We start from the raw sequence: 18,265 nt of genomic DNA, 5'->3' as shown, positions 1-18,265 counted from the left end.
GATGTTGAATGTCCGATCGCATTCGCGAGCAGGCTCGCTCCCACAAGGTCAAGTGGATGCTCTGCTAGAATCGGTCGCACCAACCCCACGAGGTACCCCGATGAGCGAGCCGATCCGTCTGACCCAATACAGCCATGGCGCTGGATGCGGTTGCAAGATTTCCCCCCAGGTACTGGAAGTGATTCTGGCCGGCAGCGGCGCGCAGAACCTTGATCCGAAACTGTGGGTCGGCAATGCCTCGCGCGACGACGCGGCGGTCTACGCCATCGATGAAGAGCGCGGCGTGGTGTCGACCACCGACTTTTTCATGCCGATCGTCGACGATCCCTTCGATTTCGGTCGCATCGCCGCGACCAATGCCATCAGTGACATTTACGCCATGGGCGGCGATCCGCTCATGGCGATTGCGATCCTTGGCTGGCCGGTCAACGTACTGGCGCCGGAGATTGCCCGGGAAGTGATTCGCGGCGGCCGTTCGGTGTGCGACGAGGCGGGGATCCCCTTGGCGGGCGGGCACTCCATCGATGCGCCGGAACCGATCTTCGGCCTGGCCGTTACCGGCCTGGTGGAAAAGCGTCACATGAAGCGCAATGACACGGCCACCGCCGGCTGCCTGCTTTACCTGACCAAACCCCTGGGCATCGGCATCCTCACCACCGCCGAGAAAAAGGGAAAATTGCGCCCCGCCGACATCGGCCTGGCCCGGGACTGGATGTGCACCCTGAACAAACCCGGAAGCCGCTTTGGCAAACTCGACGGTGTGACGGCGATGACCGACGTCACGGGTTTTGGCCTGCTGGGTCACCTGGTGGAAATGGCGGATGGCAGCCGCCTGACCGCGCGAATCCGATACGACCGGGTGCCGCGCTTGCCGGGTGTCGAGTATTACCTTGAACAGGGCTGCATCCCGGGTGGCACGTTGCGTAACTTCGACAGTTACGCCAGCAAACTGGGCCGTCTTCAGGAACTGCATAAACGTGTGCTGTGCGATCCGCAAACCAGTGGTGGCCTGCTGATCGCGGTAACCCCCGAAGGCAATCGACAGTTTCTCGAAACCGCCGCCGACATGGGTTTGAACCTTGAACCCATCGGTGAACTGGTCGAGCGACAGAACAATGCGGTCGAGGTGTCTTGATGTCTGTCGACTGTACTGAATACCGCGACATCTTCCTCAACGACCGGCCAATGATGGATGCCCGCGCGCCGATCGAGTTTGCCAAGGGCGCGTTCCCCGGTGCAGTCAGCCTGCCGCTGATGAACGATCACGAGCGGCAACGGGTCGGCACCTGCTACAAGCAACACGGGCAGCAAGCCGCTATCGTCATGGGCCATCAATTGGTGTCCGGCGCGATCAAGGCCGAGCGCATCCAGGCCTGGGCGGATTTCGCCCGGGCGCATCCCGACGGGTATTTGTATTGTTTTCGCGGCGGGCTGCGCTCACAGATCGTCCAGCAATGGCTCAAGGACGAGGCGGGCATCGACTATCCGCGCGTCGCTGGCGGCTACAAGGCCATGCGTAACTTCCTGCTGAACACGGTCGATCAGGCCGTTGCCCAGTGCGATTTCGTGTTGCTGGGCGGCATGACCGGCACCGGCAAAACCGAAGTGCTGACGCAATTGCGTAACGGGCTGGACCTTGAAGGTCACGCCAATCACCGCGGTTCCAGTTTCGGCAAGCGCGCCACGGGCCAACCGACCAATATCGACTTTGAAAACCGCCTGGCGGTAGACCTGTTGAAAAAGCGCGCCCAGGGCCTCGAGCAATTCGTGCTGGAAGACGAAAGCCGAGCCATCGGCAGCTGCGCGCTGCCATTGCCGCTGTATCAGGGTATGCAGCAGTACCCGATGGTCTGGCTCGAAGACAGCCTGCAAGGGCGGATCGAGCGGATCCTGCGCGATTACGTGGTGGACCTGTGTGCCGAGTTCATCCGTGTGCATGGCGACGAAGGCTTTGCGTTGTTTTCCGAACGCTTGCTGGAGAGCCTGAACAATGTGCACAAACGCCTGGGCGGCGAGCGTCATCGACGGATGCTGCTGTTGATGGAAGAGGCGCTGGCGGAGCAGGGAAGCAGCGGTGCGGTGGATTTGCACCGGGGCTGGATCGAGGGGTTGCTGGTGGAGTATTACGACCCGATGTATGCGTTTCAGCGGGAGAAAAAGGGCGCGCGGATCGAGTTTGCCGGGGAGCGGGGGGCGGTGTTGGAGTATTTGCGGGAGCGGGGCAGGCAGTAAGTTTGATGCTGAGTTTGCCGGCCTCTTCGCGAGCAGGCTCGCTCCCACATAGGATCTGCGTGCACCGCATCCCCTGTGGGAGCGAGCCTGCTCGCGAAGGGGACCGAACAGACACTGCAAAAAAATCAGGTCGGGCAAGTCTCCTGCCCATTATCCAGCCCTTGCTTGTAGCTTTGGCTTTGCAGGCTGGCCTTGCCGTTGTGCCAGGTCAGGGTCAGCACATACAGCGAATCGTAGTCGCCGGATTCCCAATCGTCGGTGATGTTCTGCTTCTTGCCCACGGCTTTACCGGCGACCTTGTTGATCAGTTCCGGCAGGTAACCATGGGACCAGGCGGTGTAGATGGTTGCGTTGTGGTACTTGTCGTCGATCAGTTCACGGGCCAGATCACTGGTGTCGTTGGCCGAGAAGTTGATGTTCACCGGCAAGCCGAGCTTGATCGCGCTGGGGCTGATGGTCATCAATGGACGGATGTAGCTGTAGGAGTTGTCGAGTTCGCCTTCCTCGACATTGCGTGTCGGGTTGGCGGCAAACACATAGTCGGCCTTGCCGAATTTTTCCGGCAGCAGGGTAGCCAGATCGATCGCTCGGTTCAGGCCCTGGCAGTTGAGCTGGCCCAGGCCTCCGGCGGGTTTTTCCGCGTGGCGCAGGAACACCAGCGTTTGGGTGCCGTCCGCCGGCTGCGCGCGGGACTCCAGGGCAAAAAACACCGCGCTGGCCGCCAGCAGGACGGGCAGGGCCAGATAAGCGCGATGTTTGAAGCGTTTGGCGAATTTCATAAGGTTCGTCATGGAATTAAGGGTTCTTCAGCGCATTGGGTTAAGGCTGACAAACCTTTACACCGCGAATTTCCTGCATCGGGTGTTTTCCATGTCGTGAAGCCGGTCCGTTTCAAAGGGCAGTGCTCAGAGTCCCCTGAAGCCCATTTGGTTCGATTCCGGCCGAGTGCGCCGCAATGTACCGGTAACCTCGAATGGGTTGCAGCGAAGGTTATCGACAGGATGTTGCGGATTTATGGACACCGTACACCAGCCACCACACAGGGTGTTGTCATCTCCTTTGATCTTCACCATCAGTGGTAATGATGGCTCCGGGCGTCGCACGGCGGGTTATCTCCATTATCATCGGCATTCTCAATTTTCCCGTGGATCCTGCCCATGACCGATTTGTCTGCGTTCCCCATCACCGAAAAATGGCCGGCCCAGTACCCGGAGTGGATTCAGCTGTACTCCTTGCCCACCCCCAACGGCGTCAAGGTTTCGATCATGCTTGAAGAGATCGGCCTGCCCTACGAGCCACATCGCGTTGGTTTCGACACCAACGATCAGATGTCCCCCGAATTCCTGTCACTCAACCCGAACAACAAAATCCCGGCGATCCTCGATCCCCACGGTCCGGATGGCCAGCCGTTGCCGTTGTTCGAGTCCGGGGCGATTCTGATTTACCTGGCCGACAAGAGCGGGCAACTGCTGGCCCAGGAGTCGGCGGCGCGCTACGAAACCATCCAGTGGCTGATGTTCCAGATGGGCGGGATCGGCCCGATGTTCGGCCAGCTCGGTTTCTTCAACAAATTCGCCGGCAAGGACTATGAAGACAAGCGTCCCCGTGATCGCTACGTCGAGGAAAGCAGGCGTCTGCTCGCTGTACTCGACAAGCGCCTGGAAGGGCGGGACTGGATCATGGGCGAGCGCTACACCATTGCCGATATCGCCATTTTTCCGTGGGTGCGCAACCTGATCGGCTTCTATGAAGCCGGCGATCTGGTGGGTATCGAGAATTTCCAGAACGTCACGCGGGTGCTGGATCGCTTCCTGTCGCGGCCGGCGGTGAAGCGCGGGCTGGAAATTCCGAAACCCCTCTCCAACTGACACACTGAAAAACCTGTGGGAGCGAGCCTGCTCCGGGCGGCGCTCCGACGAAGGCGGCGTATCAGTCGACACATGTATTGACTGATCCACCGCTTTCGCGAGCTGGCTCGCTCCCACAGGGGATTTTGGTGTATTCAGGATCTGCCAAAAAACGGCCGGATCCCGTGATCCCGGAAATACCGCGCAATCACCTTCGGATCCGAGCAGGTTTCGGCTATCGCCACATAGGTATCCGGCCGCAACAGATAAAACCCGTTGCGCCCAAGGCCCGCCGTTTCGAACGCCGGCCGCCAGTCGAATACATGCAATGGCAAATGATGCTCGTGGCACCAGGCGATCATCTCGTCGCTGGTGTCGCCATACACATGCACCTGCCAGGTCGGGCATTTCAGCGGTTCGAAATTGTCCCCCTCGCCATCGTGCGCCCAGGGCAGGCGGTCGCCGCCATGCACATGCCCGGCAACGCCCCTGCTCAACGGCATCCCACGGTAATTCAGGGTGATCTGCGACACCGTGCGAAAGAGGAATTCGCGAGACGTTTCAAACGAAGCCATTTTCGGCAGCAGGAACGGCGCCAGGCGCGTGCGCAGCAGGTCGGCCATGCGTCCTTCGGCGGTGACGAACGTGAAGACCCGGTCCGTGGTGGCTACCAGTTTGCGGGCAAACGCGATGCGTTCGGTTTCGTAGGTGGCGAGCAATTTGGCCTCGGCACCGCCGCTCAACACCGCGGCGAGTTTCCAGGCCAGGTTGATCGCATCGCCAATCCCCGTGTTCATGCCCTGACCGCCGGCGGGGCTGTGCACATGGGCGGCGTCGCCCAGCAAAAACGCGCGGCCGGTGCGGAAGTGATCCGCCACCCGATGGTGCACACGGTAGGTCGAGAACCAGTTCAACTGCTCGATCTTGACCTTCATGTGCTCGATGGCCCGGCTGCTGACGTCTTCGAATCGCAGGCCTTCGGCGTGTTCGGCGCGTTCGTCGCGGACCGTGCCGATCAGCCGCGCACGGCCTTCACCTGCCAACGGGAACACGGCAAGGAAATCCGCCTCATCGAGATCCAGGTGCAGTTCACCGTTGAACGTCGGCCCGCTGGCCTGTACATCGGCGACATAGAAAACCTGCTGATAAGTGCCGCCGGGGAATCCGGTGTCCAGGGTCTTGCGCACAATCGACCGGGCACCGTCGCAACCGGCCAGGTAACAGGCCTGGCAGATTTCCTGCTGGCCGTCGGGCAGGCGCAGCGTGGCGATGATGTCGTCGCCGGTTTCCTCGAACCCCAGTAACTCAGTGTTGCGCTCCACTGTGATACCGAAGGTCTCCAGGCGGTCGATCAACAGCCGTTCGTGTTCGTCCTGGGGGAATATTTCGAGGAACGCATAAGGCGTGAGGCCTTCGCCAACGCGACTCAACGGCAAGCGTGTCACGGGTGCGCCCTTGACCCAGAAATTGGCCGCCGCCACGCGATGCCCCTTCTTGACTACGGCGTCCGCGAGGTCGAGCTGGCGATACAACTCCAGTGTTCGCGCCTGAACGGCCAGCGCCCGGGACGTGGTGCCGGGCGCTGAAGTTTTATCGATGATTCGTACTCGAATGCCCAGTTTGCTCAGCCACAGTGCCAGTACCAGTCCGGTCGGGCCGGCACCGGTGATCAACACGTCGCTACGTTGCATGACTTGTCCTCCTTAACGAGTGAAGCAAGTATGGTTCAAACAGGCAGGACAGCCAGGCCATGCGCCCAACGGATAGGGCTTGCAATCAGAAATCGATGGTGCCCGACAGCTTCGCCACCCGGGGTTCGCCCTGGGTCAGGAAACCGCCCTGGGCCGATTCCCAGTACTTCTTGTTGGCCACGTTCTCGACGCCGAAGCGCAGGGTCACGTCTTTTTCCTGGACCTTGAAGGCGTAGCGGGCGCCGGCATCGAAACGGTTCCAGGTCGGCAGGCTCAGGTTGTTCGCCGCGTCGGCATACTGTCCTCCGGTGCGCAACATCCGCCCATTGAGCGCCACGCCTTGCAGGCCGGGCACGTCCCAGTCGACGCTGGCGTTGAACTGAAAGGTCGGTACGCCGATGGCGTGGTTGCCGTCGTTGGCGCCGTCCTGGGTTTTCTTCAGCTCGGTGTCCATTACCGTCACGCCACTGAGCAGGCGCAGGCCCTCGATAGGCTCGCCGAAGACATTGAGTTCCACGCCTTTGTTGACCTGCTCACCCTTGTGCACGAAACGGGCGGTGGTGGCATCGATGACTTCGGTGTAGCCATCGGCCGGTTGCTCGATGCGATACACGCCGAACGTGGCGCCGTAGGTGCCCATGTCGACTTTCACCCCGGCTTCGAGCTGTTTGGAGCGGGTAGGGGCGAAGACTTCATTGCCGTTGACCACCACGCGCGAGCCCGAGGTGGTCGGAGCGGTCGGGCCTTCGGCCAGGCCTTCGATACGGTTGGCGTAGAACGATACATGCTCCCAGGGCTTGAACACGATGCCGTACACCGGGGTGGTGATCGATTCGTCGTAGTTGGAAGTCCGGGTGCCCGTGCCGTAGGCATAACCCTGGACCACCAGCTGTTGCCGACGAACACCGACGGTCACCAGCAGGCGATCATCGAAGAAGCCCAGGGTGTCGGACACCGCGCCGCTGCGTACGAAGGTCTTGCCGGTGATGCCCGGATCATGCAGGTCGCCACCGGAGAAACCACCCTGTGGCGCCGGCACATCGACCGGGTGATAGATGTTGTTCGGGTATTGGGTCAGGTCGAAATCGAAGGCGTTGCGCTGCTGGGTCCAGATGCCGGCCAGGCCGACGTTGAGTTGGTGGCTGACCGGGCCGGTGGCGAAGCGGCCATTGAGGCCGGCCATGGCGCTGGTGTTGTCCTCGTCGTGGGGAATGAACGAGCCGGTGGTGACCGAGCTGCCATCGTTGCCGACCAGGGTCGTGCCGTCGTAGTTGCCGACTTCTCGGGTGTGCTTGGCGCCGGCGGCGGCGTAGGCGGTCCAGCTGTCGTTGAGGTCGTACTCGACGCGGAGCATGCCGAAGGTGTCCTCGATCTGGGTGAAACCCCACTTCTGCGCATAGTTGGTATCGGCCGACGGCGCATCCGGGATGTGCGTGGCGTTGCCCAGGTTTACCGAGCTGCGACCACCGTTGACGCGTTCTTTCGAATACACGAAATCGCCGGAAATGTGCAGGGCATCGCCGCGGTAATCAAGGCCGAGGGCGAACAGTTTGGAGCGCTGGTTTTCATCGTCGATGGCGGTGTCGCCTTCGCGCTGGGACAGGTTGAGGCGCGCACCGAAGCGATTGTCCTGACCGAAGCGCTGGCCAATGTCCAGGTGTTCGCCGATGCGGCCTTCATCGCTGATGTCCATGGTGAAGCGCCGCAACGGCGTTTCACCGGCGCGCTTGGGTTGCAGATTGACGCCGCCGCCGATGCCGGAGCCGGTCGGGGTCACACCGTTGATGAAGGCGTTCGGGCCTTTGAAGACTTCCACACGCTCCAGGGCGTCGGTGGAAATGATCTGACGAGGCAAGATGCCATACAGGCCGTTGAAGGAGATGTCGTCACCATTGAGCGGCAGGCCGCGAATCATGAAGGTCTGGGCCTGGTTGGAAAAACCGGAGGCCTGTCGCACCGAGGCGTCGTTGAGCAGCACATCACCCACGGTCTCGGCTTGCTGGTCGCGGATCAGTTCTTCGGTATAGGCGGTCACGCTGAACGGCACGTCCATCATGTCCTGGTTACCCAGCACCCCCAGTTGCCCGCCACGCGCGACCTGGCCACCGGGATACACCGGGGGTAGATCAGGGGGGACCGGGGCATCGGCGTTGACGTTGACGTTGTCCAGCACCAGCGGTTTGACGACGTTTGGCGCAGGGTCTGCGGCATGGGCAGTGACGGTCAGCGAGCAGAGCAGGGCGAGCAAGGTCGGGCGCAAGGGAGCTGGAGTAGTCATGTGTCGTTCCTGGGCGGCGCGCCGCCGATAAGAAAGATGTGACGGCGCGGGTACTCCATGCGCAAATGCGACTCCAGACACAAATGCTAGTCGTTACCAGTTGTATTGCACGAGCCGTTTGTCATTACGATGTGCAGGTAATGATTGGGGGAGAGAAATCGGGCTGAAGGCTGAGATTTACCTGTGGGAGCGAGCCTGCTCGCGAATGACGGGCTTACCGACAACATCATCGTTGAATGTTAAATCGTATTCGCGAGCAGGCTCGCTCCCACAGGGGGCGTGTCAATCCGGGGAACGGTGCATCGTCGTCACAGTCATAGCCAGCACCCTGCCATCGGCCTTATGGTTGATCCGGCGTATCGAATCATCAGGAGCAACATGCAAGCCCATCGATTGATCATGAGCATCGCCGCACTGCTGGTGCTGGCCGGTTGTGGCAGCCAACGGACCCAGGAACCTCCGGCGCGCACGCCTGCCGAGGTCAAGGCGGAAATCCTGCGTCTGCTGCCGGCCAAAACCGTCGACCGCAAGGGCTGGGCCACGGATATCTATGCCGCGTTTGCGGCGCAGAACATCGCGCCGACCACGCAAAACCTCTGTGCGGTACTGGCCGTCACCGAGCAGGAATCGACCTTCCAGTCAGACCCGTCCGTGCCCGGCCTGGGCAAGATCGCCCGTGACGAAATCGACCGCCGGGCAGCCAAGGCGCACATTCCCGGCCTGTTGGTCAGTGGTGCGCTGCAGGTGCGTTCACCCAATGGCAAAAGCTACAGCGACCGGTTGAACGCGGCCCGTAGCGAAAAGGAACTGAGCGCGATCTTCGATGATTTCATCGGCATGGTGCCCATGGGCCAGACATTGTTTGCAGGCTTCAACCCGGTGCATACCGGCGGGCCGATGCAGGTCAGCATCGACTTTGCCGAGCAGCAGGCGAAGGACTATCCCTATCCGGTGGAGGGCTCGATCCGCCGCGAAGTCTTCACCCGCCGAGGCGGCATGTATTTCGGCATCGCGCATTTGCTGGGGTATCCGGTGAGCTACAAGCAACCGCTGTATCGCTTCGCCGATTTCAACGCCGGCTGGTACGCCAGTCGCAATGCCGCGTTCCAGAACGCCGTGAGTAGGGCGTCGGGTATTCCATTGGCCTTGGATGGCGATCTGGTGCGCTACGACTCGATCATGCCCGGTACCACGGAAAAGGCCGTGCGCACCCTCGGCAAGCAATTGGATATGCGTAATCCGACGATCAGGGACCAGTTGGAGGAGGGCAATACGTTGGCGTTCGAAAACAGCAAGCTCTATCAGCGGGTTTTCGAGTTGGCCGACAAGGCCGAAGGCCGGCGATTGCCGCGCGCGGTGTTGCCGGGGATCGTGCTGCAAAGTCCGAAAATCACCCGCAAACTCACCACGGCGTGGTTTGCCAAACGGGTCGACGAGCGTTATCAGCGTTGCATGGCGCGTTGAGGGCGGAACTGAAAAACACGAAAAAGCCCGGCTGATCAGGCCGGGCTTTTCGGGTGAGGCGGTCTGGCGATTTGTTTAGGCGACGGTGTTGCCTTTCAGGCGATCGGAACCATCAGCGGCGATGGTGTTGCCTTTCAGGCGGTCAGAACCATCGGCAGCGATGGTGTTGCCTTTCAGGCGGTCAGAACCATCGGCGGCTACGGTGTTGCCTTTCAAACGATCCGAACCATCGGCAGCCACAGCGCGTTTTTCGAGCAGGCGATCAGCGCCACCTTCAGCCACACGATTCTGGATCAGACGATCCGAACCACCTTCAGCCACACGGCTTTCGATCAGACGATCCGAGCCGCCTTCAGCGACTACAGGTTGAGCAGAGGTCGCGGCGAAAGCGTTCACTGCGAAGATCGAAAAAGCGATGCTGAGAATGGTTTGGCGTTTCATGATCGTGTGCTCCGGGGGTATTTGGTTGGTATGGAGCAGATGTTACGCCGCACAGTTTTTAAGAGAACTTCATTGAGTTAATGGTGACTATTGACGCAGTCAATGGTTGGTTCGCTGATCCCCTGTGGGAGCGAGCCTGCTCGCGAAGAGGTCGTGTCAGTCGACATCACTGTTGAATGTCAGTTCCTCTTCGTCGGAACACCGCCCGGAGCCGGCTCGCTCCCACAGGTGGCGGCTTCTACACTGGATAATTGGCGCTGATCCCGTCAACCAGGAGGTGTGTATGTATCAACTCTACGGCCATCAGAACTCGGGCGCGGCGGCGATAGAGGCGGCACTGGAACTGTGTGAAATCCCCTACCGCTTCATCGATGTCGAGTCATCTGCACAGGCTGCCCAGGCGCTGGAGAAACTCAACCCGCTCAAGCAGATCCCGACGCTGCAATTGCCCGACGGCAGCATCCTCACCGAGAGCGCGGCGATCCTGATCCATCTCGGGCTGACGTTTCCTCAATCGAAGTTGTTGCCGGACGACCCCGCCGACCGCGACCAGGCCATTCGCGGACTGGCGTTCATCGTCAGTAATTGTTACGCGGCCATCGGCATCATCGATTACCCCGAGCGCTGGCTGGCCGAGGCAGACGAGGCGTCGCGGCACAACCTCATGACCGGTGCCCGTCAGCGCCTGCACTGGAGTTGGGAAGTGTTTGCCGACCAGTTTTCCGGTGAGCTGTATCTGGGGGACGAGACGCCGGGAGCGCTGGACGTGCTGGCGGCGGTGATCACGCGGTGGGCGGGGAGCCGGGAATATCTGCGTCGCGCCCGACCGGGATTTTTCGCCTGGCTGGAGCGAATCGACCGGCATCCCACGCTGGCCCCGGTCTTCGCCCGGCACTGGCCCGCCTGATCGCCACAAAACAAATGTGGGAGCGAGCCTGCTCGCGAAGGCGCAATGTCAGTCGCCACATGCATTGACTGATGCTCCGCTTTCGCGAGCAGGCTCGCTCCCACAGGGGGATTTTCGCGTAGCTGAGCTATTCGCCGCGAATGTACTGCTCCAACTGGCGAATCAGTTCAGCCTGTTCGGCGATTGCTTCCTTGACCAGGTCGCCGATCGACAGCAAGCCGATCAACTTGCCGTTTTCCACCACCGGCAGGTGGCGCAGGCGCTTGTCGGACATGATGCCAAGGCAGGTATCGACGGTTTGGTGAGTGTCCACGGTGATCACCGGCGACACCATGATGTCGCGCACCGGGGTACCCACCGAAGAACGCCCATGCAGCACCAGTTTGCGCGCATAGTCCCGTTCACTGATGATGCCCAGCACCTCATCATTGTCCACCACCAGCAAGGCGCCGACGTTCTTTTCAGCCATCTTCATCAGCGCTTCCAGCACCATGTGATCAGGTTTGATCTGGTGCACTTCCTGGTTTTTCTGATCTTTCAACTTGAGCAGTTGCGCGACGGTTTTCATGGCGGTGTCCCGGGGTGTTGTCGTTGTCCTTGAAGAATCGTAGACCCGGGCCTTCAGGGCAAGGGCGAAAGCGGCAGATAACACGCAAAAAACGTCATTCAACGGTTTTTTCTTACGAAGTTCTCCTGATCTGTGGCGAGGGCGCTTGCTCCCGCTGGCCTGCGGAGCAGGCCCAAAACCTGCTGACACGGTGTGTCAGGCACACTGCGAAAAGCCATTTTACGACTGCTGCGCAGCCGAGCGGGAGCAAGCTCCCTCGCCACAGGGACCGCATCTGTCTTCAATGACGCGTAGAATTACCCCCTGAATCAAATCCGAGGTTTGCAGTGGTGGATTTACCCCAGGGCTTCGTCCTGACCCGGCATTGGCGCGATACCCCGGCGGGTACGGAAGTCGAGTTCTGGCTGGCGACCGATAACGGTCCCCGGCGCATCCGCCTGCCTCATCAGCCGTCGGTGGCGTTTATTCCGGCCAGCCAGCGCGAGCAGGCCGAGGTGCTGTTGCGCGACGAAAAGAACGTCGAGCTCAAGCCCCTGGCCCTGCAGGATTTCGAACACCGTCCGGTGCTGGGTCTGTATTGCCGGCAGCACGGTCAGTTGATGCGCCTGGAAACCGCGCTACGCCGGGCCGGCGTCGAAGTGTACGAAGCCGATGTGCGCCCGCCGGAACGCTACCTGATGGAGCGCTTCATCACCGCACCCGTCCGTTTTAGCGGTGCGCCGGGGGCCTATGACCGGCTGCTCGACGCGCAGATGAAACCCGACCCCGACTACCGGCCGAGTCTCAAGCTGGTGTCCCTGGACATCGAAACCACCGCCCAAGGCGATTTGTATTCCATCGCCCTGGAGGGCTGTGGCGAGCGTCAGGTGTACATGCTCGGCCCGGCCAATGGCGACGACAGCGCGGTGGATTTCCAGCTCGAATACTGCGAATCGCGTACCCTGTTGCTCAAGAGGCTGAACGACTGGTTCGCCCGGCATGATCCCGACGCCATCATCGGCTGGAACGTCGTGCAGTTCGACCTGCGGGTGCTGCACAAACACGCCCGGCAACTGGGGGTGCCGCTGAAACTGGGGCGCGGCGGCGAGGAAATGCAGTGGCGCGAACACGGTAACGGCAATCACTACTTCGCCTCCGCCGCCGGCCGGCTGATCATCGACGGCATCGAAGCCCTGCGTTCGGCAACCTGGAGCTTCCCGTCATTCAGCCTGGAAAACGTCGCGCAAACCCTGCTCGGCGAAGGCAAGTCGATTGATAATCCGTACCAGCGCATGGACGAAATCAACCGCATGTTCGCCGCGGACAAGCCAGCGCTGGCCAAGTACAACCTCAAGGACTGCGAACTGGTCACGCGGATCTTCGCCAAGACCGAGCTGCTGACGTTTCTACTGGAACGGGCCAGTGTCACCGGGTTGCCGGCCGATCGCATGGGCGGTTCGGTGGCGGCCTTCACTCACCTGTACATGCCGTTGATGCACCGTCAGGGCTTCGTGGCGCCGAACCTCGGCGGCAAACCTGCGCAAGCCAGCCCCGGCGGGTTCGTCATGGACTCGCAACCGGGGTTGTATGAATCGGTGCTGGTGTTCGACTACAAAAGCCTTTATCCCTCGATCATCCGAACTTTCCTCATCGACCCGGTGGGCCTGATCGAAGGGCTCAGGCATCCCGATGACGCCGACTCGGTACCGGGTTTTCGTGGGGCACGGTTTTCCCGTACCCGGCATTGCCTGCCCGCCATCGTCGCCCGGGTCGCCGAGGGCCGGGAAACCGCCAAGCGCGAGCACAATGCGCCATTGTCCCAGGCGCTGAAGATCATCATGAACGCGTTCTACGGCGTGCTCGGCTCCAGCGGTTGCCGCTTCTTCGATACGCGACTGGCATCGTCCATAACCTTGCGTGGCCACGAGATCATGTTGCGCACCCGCCAGTTGATCGAAGCCCAGGGCCACACGGTGATCTATGGCGACACCGACTCGACCTTCGTCTGGTTGCGTCGCGCCCACGGCCAACAGGAAGCGGCGCAGATCGGGCGCGCATTGGTGGATCACGTCAACCGCTGGTGGCGCGAGCACGTGCGCCAAGCCTATGGCCTGGAGAGCGCCCTGGAGTTGCAGTACGAAACCCACTACAAACGGTTCCTGATGCCGACCATTCGCGGTGCGGAGGAGGGCAGCAAGAAGCGTTACGCGGGGTTGGTCACGCGCGCCGACGGCACTGACGAGATGGTCTACAAAGGCCTGGAAACCGTGCGTACCGACTGGTCGCCGCTGGCCCGGCAATTCCAGCAGGAGCTGTACCTGCGGATCTTCCAGCGAAAGCCTTATCAAGATTATGTGCGCGAATATGTAGCCAAGACCCTCGCCGGCGAGTACGACGACCGCCTGATCTACCGCAAGCGCCTGCGGCGTACGCTCGATGACTACCAGCGCAACGTCCCGCCCCATGTGCGGGCGGCGCGCATCGCCGACGAGTACAACGACCACCAGGGCCGCCCGCGGCAATACCAGAACGGTGGCTGGATCAGCTACGTGATTACCGTCGCCGGCCCCGAGCCGCTGGAGATCCGCAGCGCGCCCATCGATTACGACCACTACATCACCAAACAGCTGCAACCGGTCGCGGACGCGATCCTGCCGTTCGTCGACGACGATTTCTCAACCCTGATTGGGGGGCAACTGGGCCTGTTTTGAGTCCAGCAGCGACAACGTCCAGTCATCCAGGATGCCGTGGAAGTACTGGTTCAAGGCTTGATGAAACGGACTGTCTTTGGGCGCGACCTGAGCGAACAGGGTCATCGATGAGTGAAACTTCAGGTCGTCCGGATGGCCGAAAATCGCCGCGACCGAGCGCTGCTGGATGTTCAGTACGTCATGGGTGCAACTGCGCAGCCTGGTTCCCAGCAAGGGATGGTCCAGATAGGCCTGAGCCTCCTCTCGGGAGCGAATCGCGAAGCGTCGGGACATTTCGCTGTCACCCAGCCCGGCAAGCTGCGGAAAGATGAACCACATCCAGTGGCTGCGTTTGTGGCCGGCGTTCAGTTCGGCCTGGACCCGGTCGAACACCGGGTCTTGCGCCTGGATAAAGCGTTGCAGGTTGAAGGTGTCCTTCTGATCGGTGCTTCTCATGGCGAAGCCCTCTGACACTCTCGGGGTGGCTCAGACCATGGCCAACCGCTGCTTGCGTTTGGGCGCGTGAAACGCTTGGTCCAGCGCCTCCAGATCCCCGGCTTCAAGTTGCAGCCCGGCAGCCTGGGCGTTGAGTCGCACATGCTCGGGGTGGACTGCCTTGGGGATGGCGATTACCCCTTTCTGGCGCAGCAGCCAGGCCAGCGACACTTGCGCAGGCGTGACGCCATGACGAGCAGCCACCTGCCTGAGCGTGGCATTGGCCAGCATCTGCCCACCCTGACCGATCGGACAGTAGGCCATGACGGGCATCGTGCGCTGCTGGCACCAGGGCAGTAAATCAAATTCTATCCCGCGGTCCTCCAGGTTGTAGAGCACCTGATTGGTGGCGCAGGTCGGGGTGTTCAGTTCCAGCAGATCATCGACGTCGAAATTCGACACGCCCCAGCGGCCGATTTTGCCGGATTCGCGCAGGCGTTCGAAGGCTTCGACGGTTTCTTCCAGAGGGTACTGGCCACGCCAGTGCAGCAGGTACAGGTCGATGTGATCGGTGCCTAGCCGCTTCAGGCTGCGTTCGCAGGCCTGGGGAATGCCTTGGCGGCTGGCGTTGTGTGGGTAGACCTTGCTGACCAGGAAGACCTTGTCGCGCTGGCCGGCGATGGCTTGGGCGACGACTTGCTCGGCGCCGCCCTCGGCGTACATTTCGGCGGTGTCGATCAGGGTCATGCCCAGTTCGATGCCTTGGCGCAGGGCGGCGACTTCCTCTTTGTATCGGGATTTGTCTTCGCCCATTTGCCAGGTGCCTTGGCCGATGGCTGGCACTTCGGTGCCGGCCAGTTGTTCTGTGCGCATGTTTGATTCCTTATGATCATTACTCCGGTTGGCATCAGGATAGTCCCTCGGGTTCCATCTTGGCGGCCTCTGGGCCGACCAGGCTGCTGTTGGATTGTGTGTATATCCATTTTTGCGGTAACGGCGGCTGGCGGTTTCGCCCTTACGGCGAGTCCCTTTTTCAGACGCCAAAAAGGAACCAAAAGGCTTTGCCCCAGCCTCCGGCCCCTCGCTGGGGCTCGGGGTTCCTTCGCTCCGGCATTCATCCGGGGGCATTGCCCTCCGGTTGGCTTCGCTGCACCTGCATGCAATGGGTTCGACTGCGTCGAACGGCGCTTCGCGCCAATCCCCGGATGAACACCTCCACTCAGCCTTCCGAAGGGGCGGGTGGATCAAGATCAAGAGCTTAAGGCGAGCTAACGCTCGGCCTGATGAGTGGTGAAGAGCGGAGCGGTGTTTGTGGTTTGCTCTTGCTCTGCTTTGCTTGCCCGGGATGGCTGCCTTGCAGCCGACCAATTTCTTGCAGATATACCCGGATCCCCTGTGGGAGCGAGCCTGCTCGCGAAAGCGACCTCGCGGCCGACCCTTTCCTGGCTGCTGTAACAATCCCTCAAACACGACGCTCAACTGATTTTTCCCTGCCGATGATCGATTGATCCCTCCCGGCACTGCACTTTTTCGAACTGACCGGCTCTATCCATAGCCGTTGCAGCGAATCCCGCCGCACAGGAATGTGTCAGTCCCAATCCCTTATGGTTCGAGTGTTGCCCTTCAACCTTTGTCGATTTCGCCTGTTGGCCGGTCTGTTGCTGCTCTGTGCCGGTGGTTGCAGCCATCAGCCCGGCAACGATGTGTTCACCCAGTTGCGCGAAGGCAAACCCCAGGAGTTTCTGCAGACCAGCGTCGACCGCATGGCCACTCTGACGATGCGTGACAACCTCGACAGCCTCTATCTGCTGATGAGCAAGCTCTACCTGCGCAACCCCGATGAGTTGAAAAAGTCGGGTTTCCTCGACGCCCGCACCGCCGGCAAGCAAGTACGCATGGCCATCGAACAGCAACAGCCGCTACCCACCCTGGGCGGTAAAAAAGATCTGGCGGCGTTGCGCTTTGCCATGAGCCCGGAGTTTCTCGGCGACCGGGTCGGTGCGTTCATCTATGCCATCGGCAGCATGCTGGTCACCGCCCACGGCAATCGCCTGGAGTTCTACATGACGGACGCGATCAACCCGACGTTCGTCAGCAACGCCGCGCGCAACATCGAAATCGCCACCTGGATCCTGAGTCAGCGGCAGAACAAGGATGGCCAGCCCATGTTGTTCTCCAACGAAATCTCGGAGGAGGGCAGCAACCTGAGTTTTGCCGTGGAGTTCGGCAAGATCGTCGCGCGGCTGGACCTGTTGACCCAGATGCTGGATGAACGCTATCGGCGGATCGGCCTCAATTACGCTCAAAGTTTGCTTTTTCTGAATTTCCTTCCAGTCCAGTGAATCCCCCATAAATCCCTGTGGGAGCGAGCCTGCTCGCGAAGGCGTTGTGTCAGGCGCTTCATGTATTGCCTGACACTCCCTCTTCGCGAGCAGGCTCGCTCCCACATAGAGCAAAATGGACGAAATGCATAAAGATAGATCGCATCGATATAAGTGGTTATAAGAAAAATCGCTATGCTGCGGGCCTGAAATTTCCCTGCGGTCTATGTGGGCGTATCAATGGATTTAGTGAACATCGGGTTGGTTGTCGCCGGGCTGGTCGTCGGCTTCATCGTCGGCATGACGGGCGTGGGTGGCGGGTCGTTGATGACGCCTATCCTGCTGGGTTTTGGCATCAATCCGGCAACGGCGGTCGGCACCGATCTGTTGTACGCGGCCATCACCAAGTCCAGCGGCGTGCTGGTCCACAAAAAGAACAACAACATCGACTGGTCGATTACCGGCTGGCTGACCCTCGGCAGCGTGCCGGCCGTGGCGTTGACGTTGTGGTTCCTGAGCAGTCTGAACGAAGCGCCCGATGCGATGAACGCGATCATCAAACAGGCTCTGGGCTTCGTGCTGTTTGCCACGGCGCTGGCGATCCTGTTCAAGAAGCGCCTGCTCGATTTCGCCCACAAACGTGCTGGCGGTAATTACACGCCAAGCGGGAAGCGCCTCAATGTGTTGACGGTGATCACCGGTCTAGTCCTGGGCACCATGGTCGCGCTGACGTCCATCGGCGCCGGCGCATTGGGCACCGTGGCGTTGTTCATTCTTTATCCGCTGTTGCCGACCCGCCGCCTGGTGGGCACGGAAATCGCCCACGCCGTGCCCCTGACCCTGGTCGCCGGTCTTGGCCATGCGAGCATGGGTAATATGGATTGGCAGGTGCTGGGTTACTTGCTGGTCGGTTCGCTGCCGGGGATTTACCTGGGCAGCCACCTGACCGGGCGCATCTCCGATGAGTTGTTGCGTCCTTGCCTGGCCACGATGTTGGTATTGATCGGTTACAAACTGGCGTTCTGATTGCCAGCATCATTCGCGGGTGAAGATTTCCAGCAGATGCCCATCCGGGTCATCGAAATACACCCGCCGCCCACCCGCATAATCATTGACCTCCTTCGGCCGCCGCTTGCCCGGATCGGCCCACCACGACTGCCCGCGTGCCTGCAGTCGCGCGAACGAGCGGTCGAAGTCGTCGTCAGCGAGCAAAAACGCGTAATGCTGCGAGGCGATCGGCGGATCGTTGTCGTAGAAGTCCAGTGACACATGGTTATCAAGCCTGACGATCAGCATCGGCCCGAACGGTTCCGGAGCGGGCAGGCCGAGGAGTTCGACCAGAAAATGTGCCGACCGGTGTTTGTCGCGGCACCAGACGATGGTGTGGTTCAACTGCGCGCTCATATGAGGGT

General features: G+C 60.8%; 16 protein-coding genes. 8 read left to right on the top strand and 8 right to left on the bottom strand.

Annotation, left to right across the window (positions count from 1 at the left end; all coding sequences use genetic code 11):
* The first annotated feature begins 100 nt into the window (after positions 1–100).
* Positions 101–1,135, top strand: coding sequence for a selenide, water dikinase SelD (selD, locus tag CKW21_RS04640; protein ID WP_095192828.1), 1,035 nt, complete (start codon positions 101–103; stop codon positions 1,133–1,135).
* Entirely contained in the window at positions 1,135–2,232 is a 1,098-nt protein-coding gene (mnmH, locus tag CKW21_RS04635) for a tRNA 2-selenouridine(34) synthase MnmH (protein WP_095192827.1), read from the top strand. The genes selD and mnmH overlap by 1 nt, the downstream gene beginning before the upstream one ends.
* Positions 2,233–2,357: 125 nt before the next feature.
* On the opposite strand, the gene CKW21_RS04630 is transcribed toward mnmH, so the two are convergent.
* Positions 2,358–3,023, bottom strand: coding sequence for a histidine phosphatase family protein (locus CKW21_RS04630; protein WP_095192826.1), 666 nt, complete (start codon positions 3,021–3,023; stop codon positions 2,358–2,360).
* A gap of 366 nt (positions 3,024–3,389) precedes the next feature.
* On the opposite strand from CKW21_RS04630, the gene CKW21_RS04625 reads away from it, so the two are divergent.
* Positions 3,390–4,100 (top strand): glutathione binding-like protein, encoded by a 711-nt coding sequence (locus CKW21_RS04625; RefSeq protein WP_095192825.1) that lies wholly within the window; start codon positions 3,390–3,392, stop codon positions 4,098–4,100.
* Between the two features lie 134 nt (positions 4,101–4,234).
* On the opposite strand, the gene CKW21_RS04620 is transcribed toward CKW21_RS04625, so the two are convergent.
* The gene (locus CKW21_RS04620) at positions 4,235–5,770 is read right to left on the bottom strand and encodes an FAD-dependent monooxygenase (protein WP_095192824.1); all 1,536 of its coding nucleotides are present in this window, start codon (positions 5,768–5,770) and stop codon (positions 4,235–4,237) included.
* An 85-nt stretch (positions 5,771–5,855) separates the two neighbouring features.
* Positions 5,856–8,048 (bottom strand): TonB-dependent siderophore receptor, encoded by a 2,193-nt coding sequence (locus tag CKW21_RS04615; RefSeq protein WP_095192823.1) that lies wholly within the window; start codon positions 8,046–8,048, stop codon positions 5,856–5,858.
* Positions 8,049–8,426: 378 nt separating this feature from the next.
* On the opposite strand from CKW21_RS04615, the gene CKW21_RS04610 reads away from it, so the two are divergent.
* Entirely contained in the window at positions 8,427–9,512 is a 1,086-nt protein-coding gene (locus CKW21_RS04610) for a DUF1615 domain-containing protein (RefSeq protein WP_095192822.1), read from the top strand.
* 75 nt (positions 9,513–9,587) lie between these two features.
* On the opposite strand, the gene CKW21_RS04605 is transcribed toward CKW21_RS04610, so the two are convergent.
* Entirely contained in the window at positions 9,588–9,953 is a 366-nt protein-coding gene (locus CKW21_RS04605) for a hypothetical protein (protein WP_095192821.1), read from the bottom strand.
* Positions 9,954–10,236: 283 nt separating this feature from the next.
* On the opposite strand from CKW21_RS04605, the gene CKW21_RS04600 reads away from it, so the two are divergent.
* Positions 10,237–10,860: a glutathione S-transferase family protein gene (locus tag CKW21_RS04600; RefSeq protein WP_095192820.1), complete on the top strand. Its 624-nt coding sequence runs from the start codon at positions 10,237–10,239 to the stop codon at positions 10,858–10,860.
* A 127-nt stretch (positions 10,861–10,987) separates the two neighbouring features.
* On the opposite strand, the gene CKW21_RS04595 is transcribed toward CKW21_RS04600, so the two are convergent.
* Complete coding sequence (locus CKW21_RS04595; RefSeq protein WP_008021710.1) at positions 10,988–11,428, bottom strand: CBS domain-containing protein; 441 nt, start codon at positions 11,426–11,428, stop codon at positions 10,988–10,990.
* A gap of 329 nt (positions 11,429–11,757) precedes the next feature.
* Here CKW21_RS04595 and CKW21_RS04590 point away from each other — a divergent pair, with 329 nt between their 5' ends.
* Complete coding sequence (locus CKW21_RS04590; protein ID WP_170948627.1) at positions 11,758–14,118, top strand: DNA polymerase II; 2,361 nt, start codon at positions 11,758–11,760, stop codon at positions 14,116–14,118.
* Here CKW21_RS04590 and CKW21_RS04585 read toward each other — a convergent pair.
* Positions 14,083–14,553: a DUF1810 domain-containing protein gene (locus CKW21_RS04585; protein ID WP_095192818.1), complete on the bottom strand. Its 471-nt coding sequence runs from the start codon at positions 14,551–14,553 to the stop codon at positions 14,083–14,085. The two genes, CKW21_RS04590 and CKW21_RS04585, sit on opposite strands and share 36 nt — an antisense overlap.
* A gap of 30 nt (positions 14,554–14,583) precedes the next feature.
* Positions 14,584–15,405 carry an aldo/keto reductase gene (locus CKW21_RS04580; RefSeq protein WP_095192817.1) on the bottom strand — a complete coding sequence of 274 codons (822 nt, stop codon included), beginning with the start codon at positions 15,403–15,405 and terminating at the stop codon, positions 14,584–14,586.
* 731 nt (positions 15,406–16,136) lie between these two features.
* Between CKW21_RS04580 and CKW21_RS04575 the strand changes: the two genes are divergently transcribed.
* Positions 16,137–16,874: a hypothetical protein gene (locus CKW21_RS04575; protein ID WP_095192816.1), complete on the top strand. Its 738-nt coding sequence runs from the start codon at positions 16,137–16,139 to the stop codon at positions 16,872–16,874.
* A 219-nt stretch (positions 16,875–17,093) separates the two neighbouring features.
* The gene (locus CKW21_RS04570; protein ID WP_095192815.1) at positions 17,094–17,879 is read left to right on the top strand and encodes a sulfite exporter TauE/SafE family protein; all 786 of its coding nucleotides are present in this window, start codon (positions 17,094–17,096) and stop codon (positions 17,877–17,879) included.
* A 9-nt stretch (positions 17,880–17,888) separates the two neighbouring features.
* Here the strand turns inward: CKW21_RS04570 and CKW21_RS04565 are convergent, their stop codons facing one another.
* Positions 17,889–18,257 (bottom strand): VOC family protein, encoded by a 369-nt coding sequence (locus CKW21_RS04565; RefSeq protein WP_095192814.1) that lies wholly within the window; start codon positions 18,255–18,257, stop codon positions 17,889–17,891.
* Between the last annotated feature and the right edge of the window lie 8 nt (positions 18,258–18,265).

Source organism: Pseudomonas sp. Irchel 3A7 (assembly GCF_900187565.1).
GTDB lineage: Bacteria > Pseudomonadota > Gammaproteobacteria > Pseudomonadales > Pseudomonadaceae > Aquipseudomonas.
Note: the sequence above shows the minus strand (reverse complement) of the source record. Positions and strands in the feature narration are given on the sequence as shown.

Coding starts and splice junctions, on each gene's coding strand:
- selD (WP_095192828.1), top strand. CDS start 101: ATGAGCGAGCCGATCCGTCTGACCCAATACAGCCATGGCGCTGGATGC.
- mnmH (WP_095192827.1), top strand. CDS start 1,135: ATGTCTGTCGACTGTACTGAATACCGCGACATCTTCCTCAACGACCGG.
- CKW21_RS04630 (WP_095192826.1), bottom strand. CDS start 3,023: ATGACGAACCTTATGAAATTCGCCAAACGCTTCAAACATCGCGCTTAT.
- CKW21_RS04625 (WP_095192825.1), top strand. CDS start 3,390: ATGACCGATTTGTCTGCGTTCCCCATCACCGAAAAATGGCCGGCCCAG.
- CKW21_RS04620 (WP_095192824.1), bottom strand. CDS start 5,770: ATGCAACGTAGCGACGTGTTGATCACCGGTGCCGGCCCGACCGGACTG.
- CKW21_RS04615 (WP_095192823.1), bottom strand. CDS start 8,048: ATGACTACTCCAGCTCCCTTGCGCCCGACCTTGCTCGCCCTGCTCTGC.
- CKW21_RS04610 (WP_095192822.1), top strand. CDS start 8,427: ATGCAAGCCCATCGATTGATCATGAGCATCGCCGCACTGCTGGTGCTG.
- CKW21_RS04605 (WP_095192821.1), bottom strand. CDS start 9,953: ATGAAACGCCAAACCATTCTCAGCATCGCTTTTTCGATCTTCGCAGTG.
- CKW21_RS04600 (WP_095192820.1), top strand. CDS start 10,237: ATGTATCAACTCTACGGCCATCAGAACTCGGGCGCGGCGGCGATAGAG.
- CKW21_RS04595 (WP_008021710.1), bottom strand. CDS start 11,428: ATGAAAACCGTCGCGCAACTGCTCAAGTTGAAAGATCAGAAAAACCAG.
- CKW21_RS04585 (WP_095192818.1), bottom strand. CDS start 14,553: ATGAGAAGCACCGATCAGAAGGACACCTTCAACCTGCAACGCTTTATC.
- CKW21_RS04580 (WP_095192817.1), bottom strand. CDS start 15,405: ATGCGCACAGAACAACTGGCCGGCACCGAAGTGCCAGCCATCGGCCAA.
- CKW21_RS04575 (WP_095192816.1), top strand. CDS start 16,137: ATGGTTCGAGTGTTGCCCTTCAACCTTTGTCGATTTCGCCTGTTGGCC.
- CKW21_RS04570 (WP_095192815.1), top strand. CDS start 17,094: ATGGATTTAGTGAACATCGGGTTGGTTGTCGCCGGGCTGGTCGTCGGC.
- CKW21_RS04565 (WP_095192814.1), bottom strand. CDS start 18,257: ATGAGCGCGCAGTTGAACCACACCATCGTCTGGTGCCGCGACAAACAC.